29 protein-coding genes are annotated in these 23,091 nt (G+C 35.8%); 4 read left to right on the forward strand and 25 right to left on the reverse strand.

The genetic code is table 11. From position 1 onward, the window contains the following. Positions 1-16: 16 nt before the first annotated feature. The 19 genes from rplF to FYJ58_RS09545 form a co-directional block, all read right to left on the reverse strand. Positions 17-559 (reverse strand): 50S ribosomal protein L6, encoded by a 543-nt coding sequence (gene rplF, locus FYJ58_RS09455; protein ID WP_154519489.1) that lies wholly within the window; start codon positions 557-559, stop codon positions 17-19. A 133-nt stretch (positions 560-692) separates the two neighbouring features. Then, positions 693-1,094 carry a 30S ribosomal protein S8 gene (gene rpsH, locus FYJ58_RS09460; RefSeq protein WP_154519490.1) on the reverse strand — a complete coding sequence of 134 codons (402 nt, stop codon included), beginning with the start codon at positions 1,092-1,094 and terminating at the stop codon, positions 693-695. Positions 1,095-1,137: 43 nt separating this feature from the next. Then, positions 1,138-1,323, reverse strand: a complete 186-nt coding sequence (locus FYJ58_RS09465; protein ID WP_154519491.1) for a type Z 30S ribosomal protein S14 — start codon at positions 1,321-1,323, stop codon at positions 1,138-1,140. A 16-nt stretch (positions 1,324-1,339) separates the two neighbouring features. Continuing rightward, a complete protein-coding gene (gene rplE / locus FYJ58_RS09470) occupies positions 1,340-1,879 on the reverse strand; it encodes a 50S ribosomal protein L5 (RefSeq protein WP_154519492.1) in 540 nt (179 codons plus the stop codon). Between the two features lie 23 nt (positions 1,880-1,902). Beyond that, a complete protein-coding gene (gene rplX, locus FYJ58_RS09475; RefSeq protein ID WP_328597831.1) occupies positions 1,903-2,208 on the reverse strand; it encodes a 50S ribosomal protein L24 in 306 nt (101 codons plus the stop codon). Positions 2,209-2,222: 14 nt separating this feature from the next. Next, positions 2,223-2,591: a 50S ribosomal protein L14 gene (gene rplN / locus FYJ58_RS09480; RefSeq protein ID WP_154519493.1), complete on the reverse strand. Its 369-nt coding sequence runs from the start codon at positions 2,589-2,591 to the stop codon at positions 2,223-2,225. A gap of 88 nt (positions 2,592-2,679) precedes the next feature. After that, complete coding sequence (gene rpsQ, locus FYJ58_RS09485) at positions 2,680-2,934, reverse strand: 30S ribosomal protein S17 (RefSeq protein WP_331464183.1); 255 nt, start codon at positions 2,932-2,934, stop codon at positions 2,680-2,682. A 29-nt stretch (positions 2,935-2,963) separates the two neighbouring features. Next, positions 2,964-3,164, reverse strand: coding sequence for a 50S ribosomal protein L29 (gene rpmC, locus FYJ58_RS09490; RefSeq protein WP_328597832.1), 201 nt, complete (start codon positions 3,162-3,164; stop codon positions 2,964-2,966). Then, positions 3,154-3,591, reverse strand: a complete 438-nt coding sequence (gene rplP / locus FYJ58_RS09495; protein ID WP_154519494.1) for a 50S ribosomal protein L16 — start codon at positions 3,589-3,591, stop codon at positions 3,154-3,156. Before rplP ends, rpmC begins: the two co-directional genes overlap by 11 nt. Next, on the reverse strand, positions 3,591-4,250 hold the full coding sequence (gene rpsC / locus FYJ58_RS09500) for a 30S ribosomal protein S3 (RefSeq protein WP_154519495.1): 660 nt from the start codon (positions 4,248-4,250) through the stop codon (positions 3,591-3,593). The genes rplP and rpsC overlap by 1 nt, the downstream gene beginning before the upstream one ends. Before the next feature lie 11 nt (positions 4,251-4,261). Then, positions 4,262-4,651 carry a 50S ribosomal protein L22 gene (rplV, locus tag FYJ58_RS09505; RefSeq protein WP_154519496.1) on the reverse strand — a complete coding sequence of 130 codons (390 nt, stop codon included), beginning with the start codon at positions 4,649-4,651 and terminating at the stop codon, positions 4,262-4,264. 48 nt (positions 4,652-4,699) lie between these two features. Beyond that, entirely contained in the window at positions 4,700-4,978 is a 279-nt protein-coding gene (gene rpsS / locus FYJ58_RS09510) for a 30S ribosomal protein S19 (RefSeq protein WP_154519497.1), read from the reverse strand. 27 nt (positions 4,979-5,005) lie between these two features. Then, complete coding sequence (gene rplB, locus FYJ58_RS09515) at positions 5,006-5,851, reverse strand: 50S ribosomal protein L2 (protein ID WP_154519498.1); 846 nt, start codon at positions 5,849-5,851, stop codon at positions 5,006-5,008. A gap of 122 nt (positions 5,852-5,973) precedes the next feature. After that, positions 5,974-6,273 carry a 50S ribosomal protein L23 gene (gene rplW, locus FYJ58_RS09520; RefSeq protein ID WP_154519499.1) on the reverse strand — a complete coding sequence of 100 codons (300 nt, stop codon included), beginning with the start codon at positions 6,271-6,273 and terminating at the stop codon, positions 5,974-5,976. After that, positions 6,273-6,893 (reverse strand): 50S ribosomal protein L4, encoded by a 621-nt coding sequence (gene rplD, locus FYJ58_RS09525; protein ID WP_154519500.1) that lies wholly within the window; start codon positions 6,891-6,893, stop codon positions 6,273-6,275. The genes rplW and rplD overlap by 1 nt, the downstream gene beginning before the upstream one ends. 25 nt (positions 6,894-6,918) lie before the next feature. Then, entirely contained in the window at positions 6,919-7,551 is a 633-nt protein-coding gene (rplC, locus tag FYJ58_RS09530; RefSeq protein WP_154519501.1) for a 50S ribosomal protein L3, read from the reverse strand. Positions 7,552-7,763: 212 nt separating this feature from the next. Continuing rightward, positions 7,764-8,081, reverse strand: a complete 318-nt coding sequence (rpsJ, locus tag FYJ58_RS09535; protein ID WP_154519502.1) for a 30S ribosomal protein S10 — start codon at positions 8,079-8,081, stop codon at positions 7,764-7,766. Between the two features lie 500 nt (positions 8,082-8,581). Continuing rightward, on the reverse strand, positions 8,582-10,087 hold the full coding sequence (locus FYJ58_RS09540) for a YfcC family protein (protein ID WP_154519503.1): 1,506 nt from the start codon (positions 10,085-10,087) through the stop codon (positions 8,582-8,584). Positions 10,088-10,227: 140 nt separating this feature from the next. Further along, positions 10,228-11,088, reverse strand: a complete 861-nt coding sequence (locus FYJ58_RS09545; protein ID WP_154519504.1) for a class I SAM-dependent methyltransferase — start codon at positions 11,086-11,088, stop codon at positions 10,228-10,230. Between the two features lie 193 nt (positions 11,089-11,281). On the opposite strand from FYJ58_RS09545, the gene FYJ58_RS09550 reads away from it, so the two are divergent. From FYJ58_RS09550 to FYJ58_RS09565, 4 genes are read left to right on the forward strand one after another with little or no spacing between them, the layout of a single operon-like run. Beyond that, positions 11,282-11,959: a PspA/IM30 family protein gene (locus tag FYJ58_RS09550; protein ID WP_154519505.1), complete on the forward strand. Its 678-nt coding sequence runs from the start codon at positions 11,282-11,284 to the stop codon at positions 11,957-11,959. A 3-nt stretch (positions 11,960-11,962) separates the two neighbouring features. Continuing rightward, complete coding sequence (locus FYJ58_RS09555; RefSeq protein WP_328597833.1) at positions 11,963-13,021, forward strand: TFIIB-type zinc ribbon-containing protein; 1,059 nt, start codon at positions 11,963-11,965, stop codon at positions 13,019-13,021. After that, positions 13,018-13,905 carry a TPM domain-containing protein gene (locus FYJ58_RS09560; protein ID WP_154519506.1) on the forward strand — a complete coding sequence of 296 codons (888 nt, stop codon included), beginning with the start codon at positions 13,018-13,020 and terminating at the stop codon, positions 13,903-13,905. Before FYJ58_RS09555 ends, FYJ58_RS09560 begins: the two co-directional genes overlap by 4 nt. Before the next feature lie 34 nt (positions 13,906-13,939). Further along, positions 13,940-14,908 (forward strand): SPFH domain-containing protein, encoded by a 969-nt coding sequence (locus FYJ58_RS09565; protein ID WP_154519507.1) that lies wholly within the window; start codon positions 13,940-13,942, stop codon positions 14,906-14,908. 174 nt (positions 14,909-15,082) lie between these two features. Here FYJ58_RS09565 and FYJ58_RS09570 read toward each other — a convergent pair whose 3' ends face one another. The 6 genes from FYJ58_RS09570 to FYJ58_RS09595 all read right to left on the reverse strand — a co-directional run bounded on the left by FYJ58_RS09570 (position 15,083) and on the right by FYJ58_RS09595 (position 23,000). Beyond that, a complete protein-coding gene (locus tag FYJ58_RS09570; protein WP_154519508.1) occupies positions 15,083-15,946 on the reverse strand; it encodes an endo alpha-1,4 polygalactosaminidase in 864 nt (287 codons plus the stop codon). Continuing rightward, positions 15,927-17,057, reverse strand: a complete 1,131-nt coding sequence (locus tag FYJ58_RS09575) for a fibronectin type III domain-containing protein (RefSeq protein ID WP_154519509.1) — start codon at positions 17,055-17,057, stop codon at positions 15,927-15,929. Before FYJ58_RS09575 ends, FYJ58_RS09570 begins: the two co-directional genes overlap by 20 nt. Before the next feature lie 3 nt (positions 17,058-17,060). Then, entirely contained in the window at positions 17,061-18,503 is a 1,443-nt protein-coding gene (locus tag FYJ58_RS09580; protein ID WP_154519510.1) for a glycoside hydrolase family 1 protein, read from the reverse strand. Positions 18,504-18,529: 26 nt separating this feature from the next. Beyond that, positions 18,530-19,831, reverse strand: a complete 1,302-nt coding sequence (locus FYJ58_RS09585) for an apiosidase-like domain-containing protein (RefSeq protein ID WP_154519511.1) — start codon at positions 19,829-19,831, stop codon at positions 18,530-18,532. A 23-nt stretch (positions 19,832-19,854) separates the two neighbouring features. Beyond that, positions 19,855-21,720, reverse strand: coding sequence for a beta-glucoside-specific PTS transporter subunit IIABC (locus FYJ58_RS09590; RefSeq protein ID WP_154519512.1), 1,866 nt, complete (start codon positions 21,718-21,720; stop codon positions 19,855-19,857). A gap of 245 nt (positions 21,721-21,965) precedes the next feature. Continuing rightward, positions 21,966-23,000, reverse strand: a complete 1,035-nt coding sequence (locus tag FYJ58_RS09595; RefSeq protein WP_205839218.1) for a LacI family DNA-binding transcriptional regulator — start codon at positions 22,998-23,000, stop codon at positions 21,966-21,968. Positions 23,001-23,091: the final 91 nt, after the last annotated feature.

The raw sequence follows: 23,091 nt of genomic DNA on the forward strand, positions 1-23,091 counted from the left end.
TTTTTCACTCCTTCAATTATTTTTTACCAGTCTTACCAACTTTACGTCTGATAACTTCATCAGCATATTTGATACCTTTACCCTTATATGGTTCTGGAGCTCTCTTCTCTCTGATTTCAGCAGCGTATTGGCCAACTTTTTCTTTATCAATACCTCTAACAATAATCTTATTCTGTCCATCAACTGTAATTTCAAGACCTTCTGGATCTTCCATTACAACTGGGTGAGAATATCCTAAAGATAATGTTAATGTCTTACCTTGTTTTGCAGCTCTGTAACCAACACCGTTGATTTCAAGAACTTTTTCGTAACCATCTGTTACACCGATAATCATGTTATTAATTAATGTTCTTGTTAAACCATGTAATGATTTCATTTTCTTTAAATCATTTGGTCTAGAAACAGTAATTTCAGATCCTTCTAATTTGATTTGCATCTCTGCAGGTAATACTCTTTCAAGTGTACCTTTTGGACCTTTTACAGTCACTTTATTATTTTCTGCAATATCAACAGTTACTCCTGCTGGTACCGCGATAGGCATTCTTCCTATACGTGACATGCCCGCACCTCCTGTATTAATATAGTGAAGAGTTAAGCTTTTAATAAGATTAACTCTTACGCTTCATTGTTACCTTTTGTCTGACTTCGTCTGACATTTTTGCATCTATCTAAATGACCAATATGCTTTTTTATTACCAGATGAATGCTAATACTTCTCCACCAACGTTAGCTTTTCTAGCTTCTTTGTCAGTGATAACACCTTTGTTTGTAGAAATAATAGCGATACCTAAGCCACCAAGTACCTTTGGAAGTTCTTCAGCGTTTGCGTATACACGAAGACCCGGTTTGGAAATTCTCTTAAGACCTGTAATAATTTTAACGTTTTTATCTTTACCATATTTCAATGTGATATGAATTGACTTAAATCCGCCAACTTCTTCAATGGAATAATCTTTAATGTAACCTTCTTTTAAAAGGATATCAGCGATAGCTATCTTCATTTTAGAAGCAGGTACATCTACTGTATCGTGTTTTGCAGTATTTGCATTACGAATTCTTGTAAGCATATCTGCAATTGGATCGCTCATTGTCATTTGGTTGTTCCTCCTTATTTAAATGATATGCGAATCTATCTAATTACCAGCTTGCTTTCTTAACACCTGGGATTTGTCCCTTGTAAGCTAATTCACGGAAGCAAATTCTGCAAATTCCGTATTTTCTTAAATAAGCATGTGGACGTCCACAGATTCTACAACGATTGTACTCTCTTGTAGAGAACTTTGCAGGGCGTTGTTGTTTTACCTTCATAGACTTTTTAGCCATGAAATTTACCTCCTAACTATTTTTTAAATGGCATACCAAATTGTGTCAATAATTCACGAGCTTCTTCATCTGTGTTCGCTGTTGTTACGAAAATGATATCCATACCTCTTACTTTATCAACCTTATCATATTCGATTTCTGGGAAGATTAACTGCTCTTTAATTCCTAAAGCATAGTTTCCTCTACCGTCAAATGCGTTAGGGTTAACACCTCTAAAGTCACGTACACGAGGCAATGCTAAGTTGATAAGACGATCAGCGAATTCATACATTCTTTCGCCTCTCAATGTTACTTTACATCCGATTGCCATACCTTCTCTGATTTTGAAGTTAGCTACAGATTTTTTTGCTCTAGTAAGAACTGCTTTCTGACCAGCGATTGTTTCAAGGTCTTTTACAGCTGCTTCTAAAAGCTTCGCGTTGTCTTTTGCTTCACCAACGCCCATGTTAATTACGATTTTTTCAAGTTTTGGAACTTGCATTACGTTTTTATATCCGAACTTTTTTTCCATGTTAGCAACGATTTCATTGCTGTATTTATCTTTTAAACGAGCCAAAGTCTACGTCCTCCTCTCTTCAATTAGTCGATTACTTCGCCAGTTGCTTTTGCGTAACGAACTTTCTTATCTCCGTCAAGCTTGAAACCAACTCTTGTAACTTTACCTTTATTTACATACATAACGTTTGAAATATCAATAGCTGCCTCTTGGTGAATGATTCCACCTTGTGGGTTAGCCTGGCTTGGTTTTGTGTGTTTTGTTACTGTGTTAACGCCTTCCACTACAACTTTGCCATTTTTTACGGAAAGAACTTTTCCTTCTTTTCCTTTATCTTTTCCAGTGATTACTTTTACAGTATCACCTTTCTTAATCTTGCTAGTTGCCACTTTACGACACCTCCTTATAATACTTCTGGTGCTAATGAAACGATTTTCATGAATTGTTTTTCTCTTAACTCTCTTGCAACTGGTCCAAAAATACGAGTTCCTTTTGGATTTTTGTCATCTTTAATGATAACAGCTGCATTTTCATCAAATCTGATGTAAGAACCATCTTTACGACGTGTTCCATTTACTGTACGAACAACTACCGCTTTAACTACATCACCTTTTTTAACAACACCACCAGGTGTTGCATCTTTGACCGTAGCAACAATTACGTCTCCGATAGCCGCATATCTTCTAGTTGAACCGCCTAATACACGAATGCAAAGTAATTCTTTTGCTCCTGTATTATCAGCAACTCTAAGTCTTGATTCCTGTTGGATCATAGCTTAATTTCTCCTTTCAAAGTCCTGTCAGATTCTTTTCATTACAATCATCTTACAAAGGGAAATGAATCTGCTGAAGCAAAATGACTTATTTTGCTTTTTCGATAATCTCTACAAGTCTCCATCTCTTATCTTTAGATAAAGGTCTTGTTTCCATAACTTTTACTCTATCACCGATCTTGCATTCATTGTTCTCGTCATGAGCTTTTAACTTATAAGTTCTTTTAACGATTTTGTTGTAAAGAGGATGCTTTACGTTATCAACAACTGCAACAACGATTGTTTTATCCATTTTATCACTTACTACTTTACCAGTACGTGTTTTTCTTAAATTTCTTTCCACAACAAATTCTCCTTTCTATCAATCAAGATCTATTTGCTTTGAGCAGAAATAACTGTCTGAATTCTTGCGATATTCTTTCTTACTTCTTTGATTCTGCTTGTATTATCTAATTGATTTGTTGCGTTTTGGAATCTTAAATTGAAAAGTTCCTTCTTAGCAGCTACTAAATCTTCATTTAGTTCAGCAATTGATTTTGTTCTTAATTCTTCTAAATATGTCTTAGTTTTCACTGCCCGCACCTCCTTCTAAGTCTGCGCGAGAAACTACTTTACATTTTACTGGTAATTTATGAGTTGCAAGACGTAACGCTTCTCTAGCTGTTTCTTCTGCTACACCAGAGATTTCAAACATAACGCGTCCTGGCTTAACAACTGCTACCCAGTATTCAAGTGTTCCTTTACCGGAACCCATACGAGTTTCAGCTGGTTTTGTTGTTACAGGTTTATCTGGGAATATTTTAATCCAAACTTTACCACCACGTTTGATATGACGAGTCATAGCAATACGGGCAGCTTCGATCTGGTTAGATTTAATCCATGCTGGCTCTAAAGCCACGATACCATATTCACCGTTCGTAATCTTATTTCCTCTAAGTGCTTTTCCTTTCATGGAACCACGGAATTGTTTACGACGTTTTACTCTTTTTGGCATTAACATTATTTATCGCTCCCTTCCTTTTTTGTTCCTTTTGTTGGAAGTACTTCACCTTGGTAGATCCAAACTTTTACACCAATTTTACCATAAGTTGTATCTGCTTCTGCAAAACCATAATCAATGTTTGCACGTAATGTCTGAAGTGGAATAGTACCATCACTATAGAACTCTGTACGAGCCATATCAGCACCACCAAGACGTCCGGATACTGCAGCTTTGATACCAAGTGCTCCAGATTTCATTGTTCTGGACATACAAGATTTCATAGCTCTTCTGAAAGAGATACGGTTCTCAAGCTGTGTAGCAATATTTTCTGCTACTAACTGAGCATTGCTGTCTGGTCTTTTTACTTCTTTGATATCTACTAAGATTTTCTTATCTGTATATTTCTTTAATTCAACTTTTAATTTTTCAATTTCAGAGCCACCTTTACCAATTACTACACCAGGTTTAGCTGTGAAAATAATAATTTTTACTCTATCGGCAGATCTTTCGATCTCAATTTTAGCGATTCCAGCGCTGTATAATTTCTTTTTCAAGAATGTTCTGATGTTGTAGTCTTCAACTAAATAATCAGCGAAATCAGCATCTGCATACCATCTGGAGTCCCAATCATTAATAACTCCGACTCTTAAGCCATGAGGATTAACTTTCTGTCCCATGTTTGCCCTCCTTATCTTTCATCAAGCACAATTGTAATGTGACTCATTCTTTTTTCGATTCTATAAGCTCTACCTTGTGCTCTTGGTCTAATTCTCTTCATTGTTGGTCCTTTATTTGCATAACACTCTGCAATATAAAGATTTTCTGGGTTCATTCCGTTATTGTTTTCAGCATTTGCAATTGCTGATTTTAACAATTTTTCTATTAATGATGAAGCATATCTTGGATTATATGCTAAAATACCAAGTGCTGTCTGTACATCCTTGCCTCTGATGGCGTCCAATACGAAACAAGCTTTCTGAACAGAAACTCTTGCGTAAGATAACTTAGCAGATGGTCTTGTTTCTCTCTGGTTCGCATTTCTTTCTCTTTTTATTTGAGATCTATGTCCTTTAGCCATGGATGAAGCCTCCTTTCAAATATCTATCTGTTCTATGGGTATCAATGATTATTTTCTACCCTTTTTCTCGTCTTTACCATGTCCTCTGTAAGTTCTTGTTGCTACGAACTCACCAAGTTTGTGTCCAACCATATCTTCTGTTACATATACAGGTACATGTCTTCTACCATCATGTACAGCAAAAGTATGACCTACAAATGTAGGGAAGATAGTGGAACGACGTGACCAAGTTTTGATAACTTGTTTATCGCCTGCCTGATTCATTGCATCTACTTTTTTAAGTAAATGTGCATCAGCGAATGGTCCCTTCTTTAATGAACGTGCCATGTATATACCTCCTTAATAACGAAACGATTATTTGGATAAAGCTTTTCCGTCTCTTCTTCTTACGATCATCTTGTTTGACTGTTTGTTTTTCTTTCTTGTCTTTAAGCCAAGTGCTGGTTTACCCCAAGGTGTACATGGACCTGGACGACCAATACCTGTCTTACCTTCACCACCACCGTGTGGATGGTCATTAGGGTTCATTACAGAACCACGAACTGTTGGGCGGATACCCATGTGACGTTTACGTCCTGCTTTACCAATGTTGATTAACTCGTGATCAATGTTTCCAACCTGTCCAATTGTTGCTCTACAGATAATTGGAACCATTCTCATTTCGCCAGATGGAAGTCTAAGTGTTGCATACTTTCCTTCTTTTGCCATTAACTGTGCGCTGTTACCAGCGGAACGAACTAACTGTGCGCCTCTTCCTGGATATAATTCAATATTGTGTACCTGAGTACCTACTGGAATTTCAGAAAGTGGTAAGCAGTTACCTACTCTGATTTCTGCTTCTGCACCATTCATTACTTTTTGTCCAACTTTTAATCCGTTAGGAGCAATGATATATGCTTTCTCACCGTCTGCGTAGCAGATTAATGCGATATTAGCAGATCTATTTGGATCGTATTCGATTGTTTTAACTGTTGCTGGAATACCATCTTTATTTCTTTTAAAATCAATAACTCTATATTTCTTTCTTGAACCACCACCACGGTGTCTTACTGTAATCTTTCCTTGATTATTACGACCAGAATTTTTGTTTAAGGAAACAAGTAAAGATTTTTCTGGAGTACTTGTTGTGATTTCAGAAAAATCAGAACTGGTCATATGTCTTCTGGAAGGTGTATATGGGTTAAACTTTTTAATTCCCATGCCAATTCTCCTTTCAATAAGTAAGTTTCTTATCACACTGCTTCTGTGTATACATTGCGTCGCGTTGCGTCGCGTTGGAAGTTTGCAAGCAAACTTCACTCAAATTCTCATATATCTATTTCTTATAGTCCTTCGAAGATTTCGATATCTGCACTATCTTCTGTTAACTGAACGATTGCTTTTTTGGATTTAGCAGTTCTTCCAACTACTGCTCCACGTCTGCGTTTTTTACCATCAAGGTTCATTGTGTTAACGCTTTTTACTTTTGCACCGTCGAATAATTTTTCAACAGCTTCTTTAATCTGATTTTTAGTAGCTTCTGTATGAACATAGAAAGTATATTTCTTTTCGCTCATAGCGTTCATACTTTTTTCTGTAATAACTGGTTTAAGGATTACATCATAATATTTTAAATCTGCCATTATGCGTACACCTCCTCAAGTTTTGCTACTGCGTCCTTAGTGATAACGACTGTATCATATTTTAAGATATCATATACATTGATTGTATTTGTGAATGCAGCTCTTACTGTTGGAATGTTTCTTGCAGAAAGTACTACGTTCTCATTCTTATCTGCTGTTACAACTAATGCTTTGTTTACATTTAAGTTGTTTAATACAGATACCATTTTCTTTGTCTTGATTTCATCAAAGTTTAATTCATCAAGTACAACGAATTTGTTTTCATTTACTCTTGAAGATAAAGCAGAACGAATAGCTGCTGCTTTTTCTTTTTTGTTCATTTTGAAAGAGTAATCTCTTGGCTTTGGAGCGAATACAACTCCACCGCCTGCCCATTGAGGAGATCTTGTTGAACCTTGTCTTGCATGACCTGTTCCTTTTTGTCTCCAAGGTTTTCTTCCGCCACCGCTAACTTCTGAACGTGTCTTAGCGCTTTGTGTTCCCTGGCGTTTATTTGCAAGCTGTAATACTACAGCCATGTGAACTAAATGTTCATTTATAGGAGCAGCAAATACTTTATCGTTAAGTTCCATAGAACCAACTTCTTTGCCTTCCATATTATAAACAGATACGTTTGCCATCTGTGTGTTCCTCCTTCCTTAAAGCTTAGTTTGCCTTTACTGATTCTTTTAACATTACCATGGATTTCTTAGGTCCTGGAACTGCACCTTTTACTAAGATAACATTGTTTTCAGCATCAACTCTAACAATTTCAAGATTTTGGATTGTAACTTTTACTGCACCCATTTGACCTGGCATCTTTTTGCCCTTAAATACTTTACTTGGGTCAGATGCTGCACCGTTAGATCCTGCATGTCTGTGGAACTTAGAACCGTGAGTCATAGGTCCTCTGGACTGTCCGTGACGCTTAATAGCACCCTGGAATCCTTTACCTTTTGACTTAGCAGTTGCATCAATCTTATCTCCTGCTGCGAAGATATCCACTTTGATTTCCTGTCCTACCTGGTAATCTTCAGCATTGTCAAATCTAAATTCTTTAAGATATCTCTTATTGTCAACACCTGCTTTAGCGAAGTGTCCTTTTTTTGGCTTATTCACTAATTTTTCTCTGATGTCACCAAAACCAACCTGTACTGCGCTGTATCCATCATTTTCTTTTGTCTTAACCTGTGTTACTACACAAGGACCAGCCTGTAATACAGTTACTGGAGTTAATACTCCGTCTTCATTGAAGATTTGAGTCATTCCGACTTTAGTAGCTAAAATAGCTTTTTGCATATTGCGCACCTCCTGTTTAATCTACAGCGGAGCGTTGTCGACCTGATTAATTCCTTGCCATTGTAAGCAATCTCTAAGTCCTAACGCTCATCCTAGACGGTCATATAACCGAGTGCTTGGTATCCACAGCAATTAAATATGCTCTTCGTTGCTTGGACTCTATATATAAACCCTAAGGATTGTTTCCTAACTTTAGTTTCGAAAATTAAGAATTATTTGTTTTTCATTTTAATATCAATATTTACACCTGCTGGCATTTCTAATCTTGATAATGCATCCACAGTTTTTTGAGATGGGGACATAATGTCGATTAATCTCTTATGTGTTCTCTGTTCAAATTGTTCTCTGGAATCTTTATATTTGTGAACCGCTCTTAAGATTGTTACAACTTCCTTCTTTGTTGGAAGAGGTACTGGTCCGCTCACCTTAGATCCTGTCTTTTTTACAGTTTCGATAATTTTTCCGGCTGATTGATCGATTAATTGATGATCGTATGCCTTCAATGTAATTCTCATTACTTGACTTGCCATAAAAAAAGCCGCCTCCTTTTCGCACTTAATATCAGTACGACAAGTGGTGACTGTACACTCATCCGTGTGTATCGCGAATAATTCATTCCGATTTCCTTCACACGCTCTGCCCTAGGCAGAAAATATCCGTTTGTACAGTGACTTGTCGCCAGTTTCCTAACTTGACATTCGCTCCACGGAAAACCTGTCATATTCAAGACAGCAACCTCACGCTTCTTAGCTATCATGCCACAGCAATTGTCATTATACTATAACTTTTTTATTTATGCAAGAGTTTTTTTGAATTTTTTTGAATTTGCAAATTCAAATTATTCTTCCCGTAGCAAAAGCTCACTGTGTAAATCGTGGAAATACGTAATAAGTCCATCTATTTTTCTTCGAATATTGTCCCATTTATACATTTTTTCTTTTCCCAATTATTATATTTGATACAAAAAAAGCTTCAGATTATAATAAAAACAATTATAATCTGAAGCTTTTTTACAATCCCTTTTTATAAATCATATCATTACCTGGGCAATCAACATCACTGCACTAAATGCTGTTATAATTCCCATTAATGGCATAATGAACTTTAACCATTTATCATAAGATACATCTACCATTGCTAAGGTTGCTAAAATCAAACCGGTTGGTGTGATAAAAGAAATTAATCCCAAACCATACACATATGCAGATATAATAACATCTCTTGATAAGCCTACTGCATCCGCTAATGGTGCCATAATTGGAATTGACAGTGTTGCCAAACCGGAAGATGATGAGATAAAGAATCCCAAAACAATAAATATGATTAACATCAATAGAATAAATACAATTGGATTCATTCCGGAAATTCCGCTAGAGAAAAATTCCAAAATTGTATCGGAAACTAAACCATTTTCTAATATGATATTTGTTCCTCTGGCTACACCTACTACTAATGCAACACTCATCAAATCGGCTGCACCGATGATAAACTGATCAATATATTCGCTTTCCTTAATTCCTGATACAAATGCAAGAATAATTGCACAGGCAAGGAACAATGCTGTCATATTATCAAACCACCAGCCTTTGGCAACTAAGCCCCATACAAGAACTAAAAATGTTGCTCCAAAGATTCCTAATGATAATTTCATTCTAGTTGTAAATTCCGGCACTTCCCCTTCAAAGCCAAATTTTTTCTCTAAATGTTCCTTTTGGTCATAACAAAGTGATTTAGATGGATCGTCCTTTACTTTTTTCGCATAGCGTAATATGTAAACAAGTGTAATTAGTGTACCTAATATTAAGGCTACAAAACGAAATCCCATTCCATCAGCCAGGCTGATTCCGGCTGCATTGGAAGCTGTTCCAACAGAAAACGGATTAATTGTAGAATACATTGTACCAATTGAAGACCCCATATAAATTGCTGCAATACAAACCAAAACATCATAGCCTGCTGCCAAAAAGACCGGCACCATAATTGGATATAAGGCAATTGTTTCTTCTGCAAGCCCAAATGTTGTTCCTCCCGCCGCAATTATAAATGTGATAAACACAATTAAAATGTACTCTCTTCCCTTCGTTAATTTAGAGAGTGCTGCAATACCTGCACTAAATGCCCCCATGTAGTTCAAAACACCAATAATACCACCCAGTATAAATACGAATAAAATAATATCAATGGTATCGTACACCCCTAGAATCGATGCAAGTAAGAACTCGATAGGTCCTTGAGGCTGTTGTTCAACCTTTTCATAGGTACCTGGAATTGCAACTGGTTTACTAAGACTGCCGTCTAAAAATTTGTTTAAATTTCCTGTCACTTTAAGTTTATCAAGTGACTCTTGAGTAGGCTCCATTTCTATTACTTTGCCACTCGGTTCCGTTACCTCAAACATGTTACTGTCTGCATTGTAGGTCAGCTTAGAATATAAACCTGCCGGCACAATGTACGTTAGGACACACGCAAAAACAAGTACAATAAATAATACTGTTATCGCAGATGGAAAAGACAGTTTTTTTTTCTTTTTACTCATTCTTCTTTCTCCTTTGAACATTTCTTTTTATCAATATTGTACACTCAAACTTTCTCCCCTCGTTTTTTTTGTGCAATATTAACATTTCCATTTTATCACAAAAAGTGAAATCATTCAATGAGCATTTGCTTTTTATTATATTATTTACTCCATCTGCCAGATGCTCCACAAGGAAGCACTAACCCATTCGAACTAACTGGAAGACCAATTTCCTCTGATTCTACCTTGCCTCCAAAACGGGATACAATTTCTGTTCCTATTAAATAGGAAAGAACTGCCGGTTGTAATCCCGTTGTATAAGAATTTATTAAGAAGAATAATGGGTCATCGGATAAAATTTTGGCACATGATTGTACAAATGGATAAATGCTCTCTTCTATTTTCCAGATTTCCCCTTTTGGTCCTCTTCCATAAGATGGCGGATCCATAATAATTCCATCATATTTGTTTCCCCTGCGTATTTCACGTTCTACAAATTTTACGCAGTCATCTACAATCCATCGAATTGGTGCATCTTCAAGCCCCGAGGACACTGCATTTTCCCTCGCCCACGTTACCATTCCTTTTGATGCCTCTATATGAGTCACACTTGCTCCCGCTTTTGCTGCCGCTAAGGTAGCTCCTCCTGTATATGCAAATAAATTTAATACTTTAACCGGTCTGTTTGCTTTTCTTATTTTTTCTCCAAACCAGTCCCAGTTGACCGCCTGCTCTGGAAATAATCCCGTATGTTTAAAACTAAACGGCTGAAGGTTAAATGTCAACTCTTTATAATGAATCTGCCATTGCTTTGGCAAATCAAAAAATTCCCATTCACCGCCACCTTTTTTACTTCTATGATAATGTGCATTTGGCTTTTTCCAGCCTGCGTGTTTCTTTTTCGTATTCCATATGACCTGTGGGTCGGGACGCACTAAAAGATAATCACCCCATCTCTCTAATTTCTCTCCTTGGGAGGAATCAATCACTTCATATTCTTTCCAACCATCTGCAATCCACATGTTTATCTCTCTCTTTCTTTTCTACAAATCTTTTTTCTTATTATAAACGCTTACCTTTTACTTTATCATAAATCACCCTATCTTCCAAGTTTTTTCCATTGATTCATTATAAAAAATAAATTTCTTGCTTTTCTTTTTGAGAACCGCTACACTTAACTTATATAAAATTTTCTGAAAAGAAGGAGGAAGATGAATGAATATTTTGACAAGATTTAAAGATATTATGAGCGCTAATGTAAATGCATTATTAGATAAGGCAGAAGACCCAGAAAAAATGGTGGATCAATGTCTTCGAAATTTGAATAATGACCTGGGAAAGGTAAAATCTGAAACTGCTGCAATTATGGCAGAAGAACAGCGGGCAAAACGAGAGCTTGATGAGTGTAAGGAAGATATCGAAAAAATGCAACGCTTTGCAATAAAGGCAGTAGAAGCCGGAAACGATAACGATGCCAAGAAGTTTTTAGAAAAAAAAGCACTTCTTACTTCAAACCAAATCAGTCTTGAAGCAAGCTATCAGACAGCTTCCGAAAACGCAATGAACATGAAAGCAATGCATGATAAGCTTGTAGCGGATATTGAGCAACTGGAATCTCGAAAAAAACTAATTAAGGGAAAAATGGCTGTTGCAAAAACACAGGAGCGAATGAATAAAATGACTTCTTCTGTTAATGGTGCAAATAATTCAATCAAAGCATTTGAGCGAATGGAACAAAAGGCAAATGAAGCATTAGACCACGCAAATGCGATGGCTGAACTTAATAAGTCATCTGATGACGACCTTAAAGATTTAGAGGCGAAATATTCCGATTCTCCTTCAAGTGCCGTCGATGATGAATTAGCTGCTTTGAAACAAAGTCTTGGAAAATAAGGAGTGAGTAATACTTTGGTAATCCAATACAAATGCCCTTCATGTGGCGCAGATATGACCTTTGATGCCAAAAGCGGAACTCTGTTATGTGAAAGCTGTGGCAATACACTTCCCGTAGAAAACTATCCAGTTCCGGATTTCGAAGAATTTACCGAAGAAACAACTACTTCTACTTTTGAATCCGAATCCGCAAAACAATACTATTGTAATAACTGTGGTGCTGTTTTAATAACCGATGGAGATACCTCAGCGACAACTTGTAGTTTTTGCGGTGCACCTATGATTCTGGCTGACCGCCTTACGGGAGAATTGGCTCCGGCTAAAATTATTCCATTTGAAATAACAAAAGAGCAGGCACAAGAAGCCTTTCAAAAATGGTGTAAAAAAGGACGCCTTACACCAAAAGGTTTTATGAATGCAGAACGGATTAAAAACATCACCGGCATTTATGTTCCATTCTGGCTCTATGACTTAAATGGACAGGGAGAAGTTAAAGCAAACTGTACGAAAGTTTACAGAAGAGAAGACAGCAACTATATTTATACAGACACGCACCATTATGAAGTATATCGAAAAGTTGACTTAAATTATTTAAAAATTCCGGCAGATGCCTCTGCTAAAATGAATGATGAAATGATGGATAAGTTAGAACCTTTTCATTATGATAACCTAAAAGAGTTTAAAGTTCCTTATTTAGCTGGTTACATTGCTGAAAAATATAATTACACCGATAAAGATTTGCTACCAAGGGTAAAACAACGAGTGGAAGAATATGTGAATGATTATATTAAATCTCTTATAAATGGCTATGACACGATAACCTACCGCCACAACTGGATTGACGTAAAGCAAAGAAACGCTTACTATACATTAATTCCTGTCTGGATGATTTGTTATGATTATAAAGATTCAGAGCATACGTTTGCAATGAATGGACAGACAGGAAAAGTTGTTGGAAAACCTCCTATCAGTAAGAAAAAAGTTTGTGGCTGGTTTTTCGGAGTCAGCAGTATTGTTTTTCTTATTTTAGAATTACTTTTAATTATTGGAGGTGCTTTATGAAGTGTTTTATAAGAAAAAAACCTGTATATTCACTTTTTTTAGTTGTACTTTTGTTCTGTCTTTGTTTTTGTCATTCATTCACAATATATGCAAAGAAAACTTCTGAAGCCTCCGCTTCCAAAAAGAATACTGTAAAATTTATTTATGACAATGATAACCTATTTACAGATGAACAGGCAGATAAATTAAAGAAAAAATGTAAAAAACTAAAAAAACTTTATGATTTTAACTCCGTTATTTTGACAGATGGCGAAACATCTGACGATCCGCAAATACGTGTGGAAGATTTTTATGATGAAAACGCTGACATATTAAATGATGCAGTAATTTTATATATTAATATGACAGATCGTAATGTCCGCATTGATGGATTTGGGGCATGCCAATACATCTTTGATAACAAAACAATTGATTCTATCTTAGATGAATTAATCCCTTATCTTGCAGATGAAAATTGTTATAAGGCTTCCGTTCATTTTTTAAATCGTGCAAATGATTTTGCTGTTACAGATACATCTTCAACCGCCTACTCAGAAGATACTAAAAATAATAATTCTTCAAGCACGGATGAGGAGATTTCTTTCGGTGGGAAAACATTAATTGTATTTGGCATTTCTATTTTAATCGGTGCAGTTACCGTTGGTATTATGCTCTATAATTCCAGTGCCAGAATAACCACAACAGGAAATACATACCTGGATCCAAGAAATGCCAGAATTTTAGCCCACTGGGATCGTTATGTCAGAACTACTACTACCCGGACTCCAAAACCAAAAGATGATTCCAATCACAACAATAGTTCTACGAACTTCGGTGGCGGTAGTGGCGGTGGAGGTGTTTCTTCCGGCGGACATTCCCATTCCGGAGGCGGCCGGTCATTTTAATCAAAATTTTTAGGATAAAGGAGAGAACTATACAATGGGTCTATTTTCGGGACAATTTGCAAATGTAGTAGAGTGGGAAGAATGGAATGACCAAATGATTTTTTATAAATGGTCAAACAAAGAAATCAAAAAAGGCAGTCGCCTAATACTCCGCCCAGGACAAGATGCCATATTTTTATACAATGGAAAAATTGAGGGTATTTTTAAAGATGATGGTGAATATGATATTGAATCTCAGATTATTCCTTTTCTTTCTACATTAAAGGGCTTTAAATTTGGCTTTAACAGTGGAATAAGAGCAGAAGTTCTATTCGTAAATACAAAAGAATTTCTTGTTAAATGGGGTACTAAAAATCCAATTAACATTCCGACTCCGGCACTACCTGGCGGAATGCCAATTCGTGCCAATGGAAGTTTTACATTTAAAGTAAAAGATTATGTTTCCTTAATTGATAATATTGCAGGCACAAAAAAACAATATCTGGTAGACGATGTCAAACAACGAATTCTTGCAATATTAGACCAATTACTTATGTGTTGGATTTCAAAAGAGGGAAAAGATATGTTTAATCTTCAGGCAAACGCCTTTGAAATTGCCAGAGGAATCCGTGATGACCTGGATATGGAAATTATGCGTGACGGCTTAACAATTACTAATTTTACAATTATGAGTTTTAATTACCCGGCTGAAATCCAATCTATGATAAACAAAACTGCTTCTCACAGTATGATTGGAAATATGAACACCTATACACAAGCATCTATGGTAGAAGGAATGACATCCGGTAAAATGCAAGGCGGTGGTGCTGCCTCTGATATGGCAGGAATGATAATGGGAATGAACATGGCAAATCAAATGATGCAAAATATAAGTCCATTGAATTCCGCAGCATCCAATCAGGCTCCTGCAACAGAATCTAAACCAAATTTCTGTCCAAATTGTGGACAAAAAACAGGAGATGGTAATTTCTGCTCAAACTGCGGACAGAAATTAATTCCATAATATTTTTATACAATAATTTTTCATACAAAGACAATTACTCGAAGAAACAAAGTGGAGCAAGTCCCTCACTCATGAGGGACTTGCTCCACTTTGCGTGCCAGATGCGCGTTGCATGCTTTTTGCAACAATACTCCTTTCGCATCTGTGCACATCCTCGCGGAGCGTTTTTGCTACTTACTTATCCCCATTCAATTCATATGATGACGCGATATACCAAATATATCCTTTTTTCTCACAATATGTTTCAGTCTTCTTTTGCAATTTCAAATTGTTGCCATACTCTGTCAAAAATACTTGAAGCTCTTTTTTACTGCAGGCATTTAAATATTCCTTGAAATATTTTGTAACTTTTTTATCCTGTGCCTTATATGTTTTTTTCTTAAAATCAATTACAGTAAATACCGTTTCTTGATTTATTGCAGTTATCAACCCGGAATACCAATCCTTAGAAGAAATTAACTTTGATACAAAAGTATCGCCACCATTGATTATAATATCTTTATCATATCTCTTTAATCCTTTTAAAATCTTTATTAACCCATTATAGATTTTTTTTCTTGGATATTGATAAAATACATCGGTATTATCTACAAAAAAGCCATCAACACCTTTATAGACCAGACTTTTTCCCAATACAGATATTACATACTCCTGCCATTTTACCTGGGAAACATCTATCCATTTTTCATCTTCCCAATTTTCATATTTCCCCAACGTAATATCCTGAAACTTTTTATAATAATTACGGAACTTTTCAAGCGAGCCAATATTCAAATAGCTATATACAATATGCCCTTCTTTCTTTAGACTCTGAATTTCCTTTTTAGAAAAATAAGATGCATCAATAACAATGATATGATAATTCTTTAAAATCTTTTCATTTAAATTATCAATCCCGATAAAAACTCCATATTCATTCGGAAATTCTATCTTTTCCTTTCCTTTGCACATCTGGTTCTGCATTAAAATAAGTGCAACAACCACTAGAATAATCACATACTTTTCTAGATTAATGTTATTAGTGATATACTTCTCCATTAATACGTGCCTTTCCGGTTTTAGCAATTAAATCCATATCAATAATGGCATGAAAACCATTGTATCTTCCTGACAAATTCACAATTTGAGCTGTTTCATAATCTTCAATATCATCAGGAATCGTTTCTTTCTTAAACGTAGAATATGTTATAAATAATGTTTTTCCTGCCTTCAAAGAAATACTGTCAGTTCCACTTAATTCCGTCCAATCTTTCTGATTCCAGCTATATTTTATCGGAATCACCTCAACCGAACTTACTTCATCCTGTTTTGATTTTTGATACTCATAGTCAGCCACATAATACAAGTCTTCCAACTTCGTAACTCCATTATCTTTATCACTTGTAATGGATATCGTAATTGATGTCGGATCATTTTTTTCTCCTGAAACACTTTTTACGATATACTTTCCTTCAGAATTCACAGCTGATAAACTTTCCGCATTTGTATAACTACTATAAACCTTTTGTCCATAAATTTTTTTATAAGAACGGACACGATAAGTATAGGTCTGTCTTGCCTTTACTGTTTTGTCTATGAATTTTATATAACTTTCCTTTTTTGTATTTTTCAATGTTTTAATCTTCTTATATTTAGTTTTTGCTGTTTTTCGATACACTTCAAAACCATCCGGACAAATCCCCTCGCTTACATTGAACATTAACGTAATTGCTGAAGTTGAAATCTGTGCATCTACCGGAAAATACTCATCCCAAACTACACTACCCACTCCTATATAAGCCGCTGCTTCCCCTTCATACTTATAAACTTTTTTCCCATTCTTCTTTTGATAACCTTTTATCAAATAAGAATACCTTTGTTTATAAGCTACTTTCGTACTGTAAGAAGTTTTACTACCAGATACAGAAGCAATATATGTATATTTTCCTACCGCTTCATTTTTACCTACTTTTGCACGATAAATATCATATCCGGCAACAGACTGTTTCTTCCAATGAAGTGTTACCTTACTTGGAGATTTTACATCTGCCCATGCTATCATATACCATGTCATATTTTCACGTTCTGCCGAAATTGTTGCAGGCATTGCTGCAACAATACAGATTACTGTCATAAAAAAGCATATTATACTTCTTAATTTTTTTATCATTTTCTATTCCTTCAAACTCCCCTGCCGTTCTAAATCAATTTTCAATGTTTTCCCATTACTAGAAATAACATCTTTATACCAATAAAATGATTTCTTGCGATATCGTTCTAAAGTTCCGCTTCCATCGTCATTTCGATCTACATAAATAAATCCATATCTCTTTTTTAATTCCGCTGTAGAGGCACTTACTAAGTCAATGCAGCCCCATGTAGTATAACCCATTATTTCCACACCATCCAGTAATGCTTCTCCTACCTGAACTAAATGATCATTAAGATACTGAATTCGGTAATCATCTTCTACCGTCTTATTTCCATTTTCATCAACAATTAAAGTATCAACTGCACCTAAACCATTTTCTACAATAAATAATGGTTTTTGGTAACGGTCATAAAACATATTGAGAACATAGCGAAGTCCTTTTGGGTCAATCTGCCAGCCCCATGCCGACTCTTTTAATGTTGGGTTTTTCACCCCGCCGAGCAGATTACCATTTCCTTTCTTTTGCTTTTCTTTATCCGCTGTTGCACAACAGCTCATATAGTAACTGAATGAAACAAAATCGACTGTATTTTTTAAAATTTCTTCATCTTCCGGTTCAAAATGAATTTTAATATTATGCTCTTTGAAATATCGTTTCATATATCCCGGATAGCGACCTCTGACATGAACATCTCCAAAGAAATAATTCATATGTTCTTCCTTCATAACCTCTATCATATCATCCGGAGAAGGGGTCAATGGATACGTAGGCATGCTTAAAATCATGCAGCCGATCTTCGCTTCCGGATTTATTTCATGCCCTATTTTGGTTGCCAGTGCACTTGCCACCAGTTCATGATGAACCGCCTGATATAAATCCTGTTCTGATAAATTTTCTTTTGGCGTATTAATCCCACCACTCATAAATGGTGCATGTAAAACGGAATTAATTTCATTAAATGTAAGCCAGTATTTAACCTTATTCTTATAGCGTGTAAAGATAGTTCTGACATATCGCTCATAAAATCCTATCATTTCCCGATTAACCCAGCCGTTATAATGCTCTGCCAAATATAACGGAGTTTCGTAATGAGAAATTGTAACAAGAGGTTCCATTCCATATTTATGACACTCATCAAACAAATCGTCATAAAAAGCTAACCCCTTTTCATTCGGTTCTTTTTCATCTCCGTTTGGGAAAATACGACTCCATGCAATTGAGGTACGAAAAACCTTAAACCCCATCTCAGCAAATAATTTAATATCCTCTTTATAACGATGATAAAAGTCAATACCAACCAATTTCATATTATCTTCCGTTGGCGATTCTGTCCGTTTTCCGCGAATTCCTTTTGGCATAACATCTTGAATACTAAGTCCTTTTCCATCTTCTCTATATGCCCCTTCACACTGGTTGGCTGCAACTGCGCCTCCCCAGAGAAAACCTTCTGGAAACTTATACATCTTTTTTCCTCCATTCTTTTTCCTATTTACTCTTCTCTCTTTATATCGGTCATTTTTTTCTTCATTATATAAACAATATCATGGGAAATTGGTAGCATTTTTAAAAATGTTTTATTTTCCCTGTAATCTGGCGTAACATACACAATTTGTCTGGTTTGCAAATCAATTGCTTTTATTTCATATCCTTTCAGACTTTCTCTTATGACAACTTGTGTACTATAAGGAACATAGATAAAATAATTTCCTTCTTTCGTTTTTGCAATCCTAATTTCTTCTGAAGCATTTTCAAGCAGTTCCTGACAAGGAATCAGCTCTTCTACTCTGTTTTCTTCTAACAAATATTTTAAAAAGCCGTAATCCCATGCTCCCTCAAACTGAAGGGCTTCCTGCCATGGGTTAGGAGAATCAAAGCCTTCTCCTAAAACAGAATTTTTAGGACTATTTATTCGATGCCAGTTCCATATTCCATGTGCTCCATAGGTAACACCGGCACAAGCTCCGGAAAGAATACTGCTCCATGCTGCCTGCCGAATCTCTTTTACTCCAAATCTTCCATATTGCATACGGCTGTACCCCATCTGTTCATAGCATGGTTCTGCATTCACAATCGGTTTCTTTGGATACTTCTCACTAATCTGTTGCGGTAACATATATGCCATTCTTTGCTCCATTGCATTATGTCCCGACTGATACATATAAAAATCAATTTTATCCAAAAATTCTTCCGGTATTATATCATAACCACGTTTTATATGAAGTGTTTTCAAGGTAGAAGGACTTTTCTTACAGAGTTCATCTAATGCAATCTGATAATATTCTATCGCATCGTCCGTATCAAAATCAGTATCTCCACTCACAACATAAATTGGTTCAAACTGATCAAACTCACTGATTACTTTGTCTGTATATTTCTTTACATATTCTTTTGGCATAATATTCATATCAAGCATTCGACTACCCCAGGTTCCCGGTACATAATTTAACCAAAGTACAACCAACGCCAGTTCAAAACCTTTGTCAACTGCCATCTGACACATTTTCTTAGCACGTTCATAATAATCCTGGTTATATTTAGAAAAATCAAATTTCTGTCCATCCTCTGAAGCAAAAGGATAAATCCCTGTGTCGGCCACACAACGGTCCCATTGTGGTAATGTATTAATCTGAAGTACATTGTATCCCTGCATTTTTCGCTTTTCTAAATAAAACTCCCACTCTTCTATTGTCACATTGGTAAATGCACTCCAGATTGTATCAGCCAAGTAAAAGAAAGGTTTTCCATCTCGTATAAAATTACTTTTATTTTCATGAATTTTTAATCTGCTCAATACAAAACCCTCCATAATTCCACTTATTCATTTATGCAATATAAAATTGCATCTCCTGCCGTAACTTGTTTTGTTTCTGCTAATTTTACATCATTAAACTGATCTGGATTTGTGACTACAACCGGTGTCGTAATTTCTAATCCATGGGAACGGATTCCATCTAAATCCGCTTCAATCAAAAGTTGACCTGTCTTAACATCTTGTCCCTCCTTGACATGAATATGAAAACATTCTCCATTTAACGTCACTGTGTCCATGCCAATGTGGATTAAAATTTCTGCACCCTGTACGGATGTAATTCCAATTGCATGACCGGTAGGATACAAGGCTGTCACAACTCCATCACAAGGTGCATAGATTTTTCCTTCTTTCGGGATAACCGCAATTCCTTTTCCTAACGTGCCACTTGAAAATGCTTCATCTTTCACTTCAGATAATGAAAGAATCTCTCCAGTAACAGGTGCTTTGATTTCAACATCTTTTTCCTCTTTTAATTGTTCCAATTCATTTTCTTTTTTGGGATTCAGTATCATATTATCGTTAAATCCAAAAAGATAAGTCACAATTGCAGAGCCAAAATATGCAACCACACAGGCGATACAAAATCCTGCAAATCCCTGTCCGATATATCCTGGCAATGTTAAAATACTTGTACTTAAAAGAGTTGGTGCTCCTGCTCCGCATGCAGCAACAATTCCTCCTGCTATACCGGAAAATACCATACCAATGTAAAATGGTTTTTTGTATTTTAATGTAATACCATAAATCGCAGGCTCTGTGATTCCTGCTAATACCGCTGATAATGCTGCTGAACCGGAAAGTGATTTTAACTCTTTGTTCTTTGTCTTTAAAAATACACCTAATGTTGCACCTGCCTGTGCCATATTATTTGGACCTGTAATGGTAAATAATGTATCACGTCCATATTTTGCAATGTTATTCATAACAATCGGAGCAAATCCCCAATGAAGTCCAAACATAACAACTGCCGGCCAAATTAAGCCTAATATAAATCCTGCAACAACCGGACTTAAATTTACCATTCCGGTATAACCGGATGCCAGCAGATTTCCTGCTGTATCTGCAACTGGTCCAATAACAAGATAAGTTGCCGGAACCATAATTGCCAGACTCAATAACGGAGTTAAGAAGTTTTTGCAAATATCCGGAAGAACTTTCTTTAAAAGCTTCTCTAATTTAGACAATACATAAATCGAAATAATAATCGGAATAACCGATGAAGTATAGCTTACCAAAACAACCGGTATATTTAAAAAGGTTAATGACACCCCTTCTGAATATGCTGCCGTCATGCTAGGATATACTAAAGCTGCCGCAATCCCAACTGACACAAAGCGATCTGCATTAAATTTCTTAGCAGCCGTAAATGCTAAAAAAATCGGAAGAAATGTAAATACACCATCTGCCGCTGCATAAAGAATCATATAAGTACCAGATTCAGCAGTCAGCCAGCCCATTGTCGTGCAAAGAATCAAAATACCTTTTAACATACCGGCTCCACACATTGCCCCAAGAATTGGTGCAAAAATTCCGGACACGGTATCCATAAATGTATTAATTAAATTTTGCTTTTCGGCTTTCCCGCCCATAGCTTCCTCTGTTTTTTCTGCTTTAATATCTGTATTTTTTATAATAGCATCATAGACATCTCCAACTGCATTTCCAATTACAACCTGAACCTGTCCGCCACTATAAATTACAGTGATAACTCCTTCCAACTGACTCAAACGTTCTTTTTCTACTTTGCTTTCATCATTCAATTTAAAACGTAATCGGGTTGCACAATGAAATAACGACTTTACATTACCAGCCCCACCAACACAAGCAACGATATCTTTTGACAGATTATCATAATTTTTTTTCGCCATACCTGCTCCTCCTGACTTTTCATTAATCACATAACTCATTCAACAAGTAACCACCCTTTTTATAACTGTCGTTTTTCAAGATAAGCGCTTATCCTTTTCTATCTATACCATATCATCTCTCAATTTTACTGACAATCCCCTTCTATTTTTTCTATCAATACGTTAAATTTAACTAAAAATTTATTCTCTTTTTTCTCAAAAGTTATAAAAAATAAACATACTTTTAAAATTTTTTTAAAAGTATGTTAGTGATAAATATATTTTGTTTTATCAAATACACTATTTCCTTCTAACAATCTAGTCTTATAGTATACTCTGACAATCTCATCTTCCTGCTCATCATCAATATGACGAAGTAAATGCTTCACTGCTGCCAAATGCCGTTTTGTATGTGTTCCTTTCACTAACGTCAAATCAATTCCCAATAAACTAACCGGAGGCAATGCATCAAATCCAATTAAAGAAATATCTCTTGGAATACGAATCTGCCGCTCCAGTAATGCTTTACTCACTCCCAATGAAATAACCGAGCTTTCCAAAAGAAATGCTGTGGTTCCTTTCACTCCTTCGTCTAAATATTGTTTCATCGATTGATATACTTCTTCCACTGTATTTCCTAAATGATGAATACGATTTCCCGCATCCCCACATTCTCTTCTTGCCATTTCCAGTACGAAAGCTTTTCTCCGTTCAACGAAATTAAATATATCTATATTTTCTGCCAAATAAACAATATTACTATGTCCCTTATCAACTAAATAATCAACTCCTGCACAAATACCCTCTTTATTATCAATCAAAAAACTGTCAATGCCTTGCTCATAAAACAAATTATCTCCAACGACAATTGGTATTTTTAATTGTAAAAACGGATAGATGTCGCCCTCTGTCATCTCAGCTGCAAGAATATAAATTCCCTTTATCATTTCGTTTTTACAACGTTTTAGCAGTTCTTCCAGATTATCTCTCGTTTCATAAAATTCTACTGATTGGAAATCAAATCCTGCCTGATTTACTGTTTGCTCCATTTTTTTCAGAACCGTTGAACTTCCCTTTGCCCGCTCCAATATAACTCCATTTTTTATATATTGAAGCATCATAACCGTTCCTTTATTCTGTCCTGCTCTACTATGCTGGTATTCCATTTCCATTTTATCAATATAATCTAAAATTTTCTTTCTGGTTTCCCCCTTCACCCCTGGTTGATTATTCACAGCCAGCGAAACCGTCGCTGGTGAAACATTTAACTCTTTCGCAATATCTTTAAATTTTATCCGCATAATTACCATTTCCTCCTAGTTTACTACCACATGATTTCATGTAACAGTTCAGCCATACTCATTCATAAATTATTAGAGTATACATTGTCAA

The organism is Velocimicrobium porci (genome assembly GCF_009696045.1).
GTDB lineage: Bacteria > Bacillota > Clostridia > Lachnospirales > Lachnospiraceae > Velocimicrobium > Velocimicrobium porci.